The organism is Pseudomonas caricapapayae (assembly GCF_001400735.1).
GTDB classification, from domain to species: domain Bacteria; phylum Pseudomonadota; class Gammaproteobacteria; order Pseudomonadales; family Pseudomonadaceae; genus Aquipseudomonas; species Aquipseudomonas caricapapayae.
This window is the reverse complement of sequence record NZ_LJPW01000015.1, coordinates 1-8656: the sequence shown is the minus strand read 5'-3', so window position 1 is coordinate 8656 and position 8656 is coordinate 1. Positions and strand designations below refer to the sequence as shown.

Below are 8656 nucleotides of genomic sequence, written 5' to 3'. Positions count from 1 at the left end.
GCCGTAGCGGCGCTGAAAGCGAGCGTGGTGCTGTTGCCGGTGCGGTTGTAGTTGGCCGACATCAGCGTTCCGTCGCATTTAGCTGAGACGAATAGCCATCCTTCGATTGCCGGTGGTAACTGGTCAATTGCGCCGTTACAGCCTTCAAGAAATACTGGGACAGAAGGCTGTTTTACCCACGGATGTACAAGCGCCTCGATCACAACTGGTGAGTTTGTTCGTTGGTTCAGGGCATCCAATTCGGCTTGCCTTGCAGCTTCTGCCGCTTGCTGCGCCTGACGGGCATGTTGCAGCTTATGTTCATTCCACTGGTGCCACCCAATCAGGCCGGCCACGACCAAGGCACCAATCACCCCTGCTTTCAGTAGTTCCTGTCTGGACAGGCCGAATGCCAGCGGTGTCAGCTTGTATTCGCGCTTGAGATTTGATGGCTGCAACAATGTTTCAGGGTCGAATTGTTCGCCACCGCGACCAAACTCCGGCGGGAGAAAAATCTTGTCGAAGCTCATCGAGCGGCTCAGTTGCTGAGCCACCTTCTTTTTTATTTCCTCACTGCTGCCTACCAGGTCTGCACCCGGTATGACCGCGCCTCGGTACACTGCGACCAAAGCGTATCTATCCTCGGCGTCCTCGATCCTCCAGGCAGCCAGCCACGATGCGCCCAACTGCCCGGCGAGTGCGGCTGCAAGGGAGTACATGCCTTTGACTGCACCGTCATTCTGCGAAACGAATCCAGCCTGAATCACCGACTCGGTATGCCTGATGGCCACGATGTCCATTTGCTGGGTGCGACCAAACTGGCGTGCCTCCTTCATGTAGCCGGTAAGGCTACCCAACGGGTGCCACAGCAGGCCTGTAACGAAAGATCGTCCGTGATAAGTCAGAATCTGAACTTTGCCATCGCTGGGCGTAGGAGGGCGCGTAGCGCGCTTTCGTATTAGAGAGAACAGGTTCGCCATGTCAGTTGGTCACAATCGGGGTGATCAGTACCACCAGAACGCTTTTTGACGAGGTGCGCTTACGCCCACCTCCAAGCCCGAAGAATCCGGGAGAACCTGTGCCGATCTTGTCCGTGTTGTCGCTGAGCTCCTCAAAGCCCGACAGGATCAATGTCTGACCGCTGCGCAGCTTCACCTTCGGTGACAGACTTTTCGCATCGTAGTTGGGGATCTGGACGCTGGAGCCGTTGCTCGTGAATGGCTCGAAGGTAGGTTTGGAGCTCATATTGATCGATACCATGAGCAACATCTCGTCATCGTCCATCAAGCGAGGCTGCAGTGTCATGTTGAAGCCGGAGGTGATTGTGCCCGGAGTAATTGCCGTGCTGGAGCCCACTGACGCCGTGGTGTTGGTCTGAACCGATGGGATGTAGCCTTGGACGTTGCCGATCTGCAGCGGAGCAGGCTGCAGATTCAATGTGGTCACAGACGGCGATCGAACATTCGAGATCCGGGCCTGCTCTGCGATTGCCTGGATGATTGCGTTGGAACCTGCCCAGGCGGAGTTGGCCGTATCGACAATGCCGACAGAGCCCGAGATTGCGCTGGAGCTGATGCCTGGCACAGTATTCGAGAGAGACAGGCCCCACTTTGTGCTCAGCGAGTTGTAGACGGCCGCCCAGTTCAAAGCCAACTGATCGGTGTCGGTCAGCGTCGCCTCAAAAACCTTCACATTGAACAGCACTTGTTGGGTGATCGCGTGGTTGGTCTTGGCCAGATAGGTCTCAACGTTCGAAAGCACGTCGGGCCGGTCTGTCACGGTCAACGTCCCTGTCGAGGGCGACAGATACATACGCCCAGGCGGTGACGTACTCAACATGGCCCTCACGTTGCTCTGGATGTCAGTCAGGATCGATGTGTTGAGCGTGACGGTCGTGCTCTGGTTGCTGCCCGAGTCACCCGAAACGCCTGAGGAACTGCTGCCTGACGATGATCCGCTCGACGAACCACTCCCCGAGCCCGAAGAGGTCGTCATACCGGATCTGACGGTGCTTTTGATTTCCTGCACGTCTCCAAATGCGTAGACGTCAAACACCTTGGTGTCGAAATAGCTGACCTGCACTGACCGTGAAGTGGGATTGAATCGATAGGTTAGTCCCAGCCGCGAGGTGACATCATCCAGCAGACCCGAAGCTTTCCCGGAGTAGCGCAAACCGCTGACGAGATTCGGTGTCAGCATCGAAGCGAAGTCGGAGCTTCTGCCCTGAGAGGCCTGCGCCAGGTTGGAGCCGCCCGTAATGCCTGCAGGCAGCAACCCGGCCAGACTGTCAGGGTTGGGGGCCGTGCTGATCGGAGGAGCATTGTTGCCCTGAGCAGGTGCATTAGCGTTCAGCAGGCCAGGATTGAGCGCATCCGGCGAGGCCAGGACAGGGATCCCGCATTGGCTGGAAATGTACTGGGCAATTTCAGCAATTCCGACACTGCCAGCAGGCCGGTAGGCGACCTCACAGTCATACTTGGATGGGATGCCTCGTCTCGCAACAACTGGCTGGGTTGAAACCCAGGGTTTGTCGCTGAATATCACTGTGTCCCGGCGTTCCTGTTGCTGCTTGTTACGCTGGATAGCCGCGTAACGGCCGGCAGAATCGGCGGTAGCCTCTGCCCGTGCAGCAGCTTCCTCCACCCGTTGGACTGAGCAGGCTGATGCCGATAGAACAGCGAGACACAGAGCGGTCTGACGCATGAAGGGCATGCTCATTTTTTCCTCTCCGATACGTGCAGAACCTGCTGACCATTTCCCTCATTCCCGTCCACCACAAAGGACCGTTTGGCGTTGTCGTACAGTGGGAATATCTGCCTGACCGCAGAGCTGAAGGAGCCTGTAAAACTCAACGGTGCCTCGATGGGGTAGTCCAAGTCTTCCGGCACCCAGATCACTTGACAGCCGGCCCGCTTGGCCCAGTCCTCGACCGATTGACGCAAGGTACTGCCCACAGGCGCATTCCACGTTTGCTGTGTCGCAACGGTTGCGACGGGTTTCGCTGCTGGTTCAGGTTTCGTCGGAGCCTGGCTGGTCGAAGCGATGCTCTTGGTGACGGCGGTCTGAGGTGTGGCCTTCGCCGGAGCCGCGCTGTCAGGAGTCGGCTTTTGCTGTGTAGGGGTGCCTTCCTTGGCTGGGGTGCTGATGGATGCAGCTGGTTGCGCTTTTGCCTGCGTGACGACCGTGGTTTGCGGTTGCCCTGCGGGCGATGTGTTCTTGCTGAATGGGGTTCCGGTTGCCGGGGCAGTTACAACGGTCACGGCTGGGGAGGTGTTGGCTACCGATGTTGATCCAGTGCTGGCCGGTCGGGTAGATGGAGCCAGTGCCACAGGCTTTGGCGTCTCCGGCAGTTGGTAACCTGGCCGCAGTACAAAACAGACACCGCGTGTGACTTCGTTGACCTTGACCTGCCATGCCGGACCGGCCAGGACCTGCAGCGTGTTGCGCAGGCTCATTGGCCCTAGCTTGTACTGGGCAGCAGGAAGAGGGCGTGTGAACAAGATGTTTACGTGACCGGTGCTCGGTGGGCACAAGGTGTAGCCCGAGCGGCTGACCACATACTGCATCGCATCCTGGACGGACGGATGCATATTGGCTGGAATGCTGACATCGATGATCTGAGCCATCAGATCGCGTTGCTCCGCTTCAGGAGCAGTATTCACCAAGGCGTACCGACCGTAGCGGACCGTAGGCTCCTGACCGGACTTTGCGCCACTTGAATACAGGTCTGGCGAGAGCAGTTCGGGATTCTGGCTGCTGTCGAAAGCTGGTCCAACCGGTTTGTCCGCCACAGACGTACATCCGGCGAACAGAGCGAGTATGGAAAGTGTGGAAAGCTGCCTGATCATGTGTGCCTTGACCCCATTTCTTGATGGTGGCCAAAGTGCCAGCGCTTAGATCGCAAAGCACGGCTAAACCCTTAACGGATCGATTCAGGTTATTCGAGCAGGCAGGGGATAAGGGAGGGTGGGGAGGGCAGTCGTATCAACCCTCCTGATCAGTCAGGCTGTCAGTTGATCAGAGCATAACGCTCTTCAACGAGGTCCAGGCTTCAGCTTGAACGAGCGTTTGTTCTGATCATCATCTGCAGAACCATGCTCAGTGTACCGGCACCAAATGCGGAAACGATTAGGGGCGCGAACTCTTGAGCCAACCGTGGTTGGTCGAAGTTCGGGTCCTGCATCAGAGAAGCCATGGAAAGCAGGACGTAACCAACGATGAGCAGAAAGCCGCATCCGTTACCAACTTTAGAGATTCTGAGCAGTACAGGTTCGAGACTTGAAACAATCGATTTGATCATGAGGAGCTCCCTCGGCAGTTTGACCTATAGACTTAATGGCGAAGATTAAAGCAATCGTAGCTGCTTTGGAATTGCCCGTCATGCTGCCGCACTAATCACTCAGAGGATCTCAGCAAGAGCCTTCTTGCTGGACTCCTCCGCTTCAGGGTCGATCAGATCGCTGGCCAGGGCCCGCTTGTCCATGAGCATCTGCCACAGCTGCTGGTCGATGGTGTCCTCAGCTAGAGGGATTTTGACGACAACCATCCGCAATTGCCCGTTGCGATAGGCTCGATCCTCAGCCTGGTCCTGCAGCCCCGGTGTCCATGGAAGCCCCAGAAAGAAGACATAGTTCGCGGCGGTCAGGTTGTAACCTGTGCCGGCTGCCGACCGGGTCCCGATAAACACCCTGCAGTCCGGATCCCGCTGGAAAGCATCAATCGCCTTCTGCCGTTTCTTGGGCGAGTCACTGCCTACCAACGTCACGCACCCGACGCCCATCTTGAGGCAGTGCTCACGCAACGTGGCCACGGACTCCTGATACTCGCAGAAGAGGATCACCTTGTCGTCGACGTCCAGCTCGCCCATCAGATCTGCCAGGATCCTTACTTTCACGCGTTCGAGCAGTTGACGCAGTGCGCCCAGTCTTGCGAATCGATGCTGGTCGCTGCGCATGATCTGATTGTACTCGTCACGTTCTACCTGGCTGAGTATCACCGGTACAGTTTGCCGCTGCTTCCCCTTCAGGTTGGGCAGCACATCCTTGCGGCGACGCAGCATCCAGTCGGATATCTCATCTCTAAGCGTCTTGCGAAACTCAGGACTGCCGGCGAATCGCTCGCAGAACTCATTGAGGGGCAGTTGTCCGATTGGATGGCCTGAAAGCCTGAGGAGTGTGTGCAGCTCGGCTTCACGATTGAGCACAGGCGTGCCCGTCAACAAGTAGCGGTTTTGTACCTGAGCCGCAATGTCGAAGCCGTGGCGTGTCCATGCAGCAGTGGGTTCCTTGAGTCGGTGAGCCTCGTCAATGACCATCACTGCAAAGCGATTCGCGTGCATGACAAAATCACCCAGCCTCTCGTAGTTCACGATAATCCAGCCAGCGTTCGCATCAAAAGTTTGCATTGCGATTTGAGCCTGGGGAAACACCATCAGAATCTCACGCTGCCAGTTGATGATTAGGCTGTTGAGCACAATAACCAGAACCGGTTTACCTTGGGCGCGTATGCCAGCGGCAATCACCGTCTGGCGAGTTTTGCCCAGTCCCATGTCGTCGGCCAGTAGCGCGCTCGTGCGCTGAAGCAGGTGCTTGATACCTGCTGGTTGATGATCCATCAGCGAGAATCCTTCCAGCGCCTTGTCGATATCGGCACTGGTCAACTCGGTGTTTCTGATGGATGGGACAGATGCCAGGTAGATACCTGAATCTGAAACTTCCTGTTCGCTTTTGGTCGACTCCGGAGAGTGGCCACCCAGACTGATACTGGTGACCTCATTCACCACCTTGACCGACCCGTCAGCGAGCAGCTCCTGCAGCGTGTCCAGAATTTCGAACTGATCTTCGTCCAAGCCCAGTTCCAGAATCAGGTTGCTGCGAACCAATTCTGGTGTGCCCTGCACCCGCCAAGCTTTGCCCGCCGAGAGGAACACCCCACGCATGCGCTTGGCGATTGCTACCGCACCAGGGTGAAAATCACCCGACAGGATCACACCACCTTCTGCCAGCGGCGCTAGCCGGAACTTCATCCCCCAGGTGAATGCGTCACGGTGCACGTCGGACTGGGCAGAGGTGATCCTGTCTCTGAATGCTTGCCAGCTCTCGATGTGTTTGCCGTCTGCGAGCTCTGCCAGCTCGCGGTACAGAACATCAAGGTCATCGAGCAACTTGTCTTTGGGCACACGCCAAAACTGGTTCAGCGGGTGATCAGACCTTCGTATGAAAAAGCCCCTTCGGCGAAGCAAGAGCTTGCTGGCACCTTTTAGGTAACTGAGCGACAGCCCGAAGTCGTAGCCATCGAAAATGGCTTTGCGAAGCAAGATCGGACGCTTGTTCATCAATTGGGGCGAGGCCATCTTCAGAGCCCCTTGTCCAACAAGCTGTTAGCCCAGCCCACGATCTCTTCCCCAAAGCGGATGTTGAAGATCGATTCTTTATCAGCGTAACGCGCCATCTTCATTGCCATATTTGGCCATTCCAGGAGCACGGGTATACGACCGCTCCTGACTGCGGCCATGAATAACTCAAAAGCGTTCATCACTGGCGAGTGAACATCCGGGGTTTCGTTTTCTTGATCTCTGATCTGAACGATATGCAAATGCTGGGGAGTAAAATCGCCACTTACTCGCTCATTACGGCCTGTTCTGAGTGTGAGCTCGACCGATGCCAACGGCAGCCCACCAGATCGGATGGAGAAGAGTCGACAGTTGCCCGAATATGCACGGAAGTCGTATGTGTCGATGCAGTGACCCAGAGAGCGATGCTCCTGGTCTAAATCCGCAGGGCAGCGTAATTCGACAATCTGCAAACCGGTCACACTGCAGGTGATTGGATCACTATCCATCAGCAGCCCCGGCCACCTTGTGAAACAGTCGGATGGCTCAGGCGGGAAATCCCGCTCCAGCTTCGCTCTGATGTCTGCGAGTGCTCCATGGAACGCATCGACTACATTGGATATTTGGCGGAAGTTTAGACCGCTTACGAACGCATACAGCCGCCGCTTGGTGTTACGAGCCTCGCAACTTCCAGCGCGTTCTAGATTGTCGAACAGCTCTCTGAAATCTACAAGTTTGGCCGCCATGCCTGACCAGGCAGGGTCTGCCCAGTCAGTAGGGCAGCCCACCAAAAGACTGTTCATATCACGCAATGGTCGGAGTAATTCCCATGGAATCGCTGAACGGAACGCATAGAAAAAACGCCATTCTGTTTTCGTTCTCGGGCGACGATTGCCTAGCAGAGAGCCCGCGATCAAATGCTCCCAGCCTGCCTCAAGGCCCTCAGAATTCAAACGACTGAGCGCGCTGCCGGTGTCGTAGACCCGCTGCTGGCCAAGGAAACGGATAGAGGAGGCCGTTACCGAGAACAGCCATGCCAGAACCCTGTTTAACGGCAACCCACTGTCGACTGCTCGTCCCACGAACCCGGCCCCGTCCATGACGGTTTCACCCTCCCATGAGCAGCAAAACTCCTGAAGTTCGCGCCATGGGCATTCCGCCAGCAGTCCACCTGCAATCATGGGCCACGGCATTCCAACCCCAACGATCAATACCGGCACCAATACCGGTTGTGCTTTCAAGGCCTGTAGTCGACGTGTGCGATCGCCTTGAGCGAGCCAGTTGTAAAGTTTGGCGGAAGGGCACTGCACGGAACGCACTGCATGCAGCAGCTCCTGGTCGAGACTCTGACAAAACCTCTTCACTGCCGCGCCGATACATGTGATGTAAAATTGGCCGCGAGGTGCGTAAAAACGTTTGTTCCGGCCCTCTGAATTAAACGCGCCCAAATTGTACTTCTTCAGCGGTCTTATACTAAGTTCCGCTTCATTCCGCGCCAGATCCCGCGCTGGTTTGCAGAATGATGTAAGAAGGGCATCCGCACTGTCATGAGTAATAAACTTATGAGCCAGCTTCAAAGCTTGGCTCGGACTTGGTGCCTGGCCTGGGACTTTTCTCTTCTCATCAAATCGCACCGCTGAAATCAGCTGGCCATCGAAGTATTGCAGCTGCCTGCCGAGCCGCGCCACAGTTGGACGTGCAACCGAGTCATCGTTATGAAGAGCAACGCACCAGCATCGAGTTGATGAGGTGTGAGTAAGGTAGTGCAGTATGAACTCGTCACGTCCTTCCGCCGGTACGCCGAAATGGTCAGCCCATGTGTTGGCAACAGCCCGATGACGCTCTGGGAATTTTGCAATATCGAGAAGAGTTTGGACGAAAGTTGTTTCGCAAATAGGCTCGGCGGTCATGAATCAATGAGCTCAAAGTGACTTGAGGCAGCACTGTCCTAGGCCTGATCTGCGCTCGCCATGCGTAATCGTAAACGTGGGGGGAGTGGGTTAATCGCGCTGAGTCAGAAATCGAAGCTTTGTTGTTGCTCCTGGGCAAATCCCTTTAGCCACGATGCGCGCATGGCTGGATGCCGGTAGGGGCATTCGTGGAGAGGGATGCCGGTACGCGCCGCGTCTGCACCCGCGCGCACTACGGCATGGTGAGGGTTGTTGAAGCGACGCCGATCTGAAGTTTCATGCATCCCTTGGATCCGCCTCATCGAACCGCGTATGTCCGTTCAGCGATCGGGAAAGTCCCACGTTTGAGGCGGACTTTTAGTTACAGAGCTGCGTCTTACTGGCGATTCTGGCAGCCTCCTGCCGAGCTTGGTGCACATCTGTTTCGGCCAGCCGG

At 56.3% G+C, this 8656-nt stretch carries 7 protein-coding genes; all 7 read right to left on the bottom strand.

The features are described 5' to 3' along the window. Nucleotides 1-959 (bottom strand): type 4b pilus protein PilO2 (gene pilO2 / locus ALO80_RS02950; protein WP_055007871.1); only part of this gene is annotated, 959 nt, incomplete at its 3' end. 1 nt (nt 960) lies between these two features. Then, a complete protein-coding gene (gene pilN, locus ALO80_RS02945; protein WP_055007870.1) occupies nt 961-2697 on the bottom strand; it encodes a PilN family type IVB pilus formation outer membrane protein in 1737 nt (578 codons plus the stop codon). Further along, the gene (gene pilL2 / locus ALO80_RS02940) at nt 2694-3827 is read right to left on the bottom strand and encodes a PFGI-1 class ICE element type IV pilus protein PilL2 (protein WP_055007869.1); all 1134 of its coding nucleotides are present in this window, start codon (nt 3825-3827) and stop codon (nt 2694-2696) included. The genes pilN and pilL2 overlap by 4 nt, the downstream gene beginning before the upstream one ends. 203 nt (nt 3828-4030) lie before the next feature. Beyond that, a complete protein-coding gene (locus ALO80_RS02935; protein WP_055007868.1) occupies nt 4031-4279 on the bottom strand; it encodes a hypothetical protein in 249 nt (82 codons plus the stop codon). 99 nt (nt 4280-4378) lie between these two features. Further along, nucleotides 4379-6331, bottom strand: coding sequence for a DEAD/DEAH box helicase (locus tag ALO80_RS02930; RefSeq protein WP_055007867.1), 1953 nt, complete (start codon nt 6329-6331; stop codon nt 4379-4381). 2 nt (nt 6332-6333) lie between these two features. Then, nucleotides 6334-8220: a hypothetical protein gene (locus tag ALO80_RS02925; protein WP_055007866.1), complete on the bottom strand. Its 1887-nt coding sequence runs from the start codon at nt 8218-8220 to the stop codon at nt 6334-6336. A gap of 104 nt (nt 8221-8324) precedes the next feature. Next, nucleotides 8325-8504, bottom strand: a complete 180-nt coding sequence (locus ALO80_RS28925) for a CrpP family ICE-associated protein (RefSeq protein WP_122301929.1) — start codon at nt 8502-8504, stop codon at nt 8325-8327. Nucleotides 8505-8656 lie beyond the last annotated feature (152 nt).

Coding starts and splice junctions, on each gene's coding strand:
- pilN (WP_055007870.1), bottom strand. CDS start 2,697: ATGAGCATGCCCTTCATGCGTCAGACCGCTCTGTGTCTCGCTGTTCTA.
- pilL2 (WP_055007869.1), bottom strand. CDS start 3,827: ATGATCAGGCAGCTTTCCACACTTTCCATACTCGCTCTGTTCGCCGGA.
- ALO80_RS02935 (WP_055007868.1), bottom strand. CDS start 4,279: ATGATCAAATCGATTGTTTCAAGTCTCGAACCTGTACTGCTCAGAATC.
- ALO80_RS02930 (WP_055007867.1), bottom strand. CDS start 6,331: ATGGCCTCGCCCCAATTGATGAACAAGCGTCCGATCTTGCTTCGCAAA.
- ALO80_RS02925 (WP_055007866.1), bottom strand. CDS start 8,220: ATGACCGCCGAGCCTATTTGCGAAACAACTTTCGTCCAAACTCTTCTC.
- ALO80_RS28925 (WP_122301929.1), bottom strand. CDS start 8,504: ATGCATGAAACTTCAGATCGGCGTCGCTTCAACAACCCTCACCATGCC.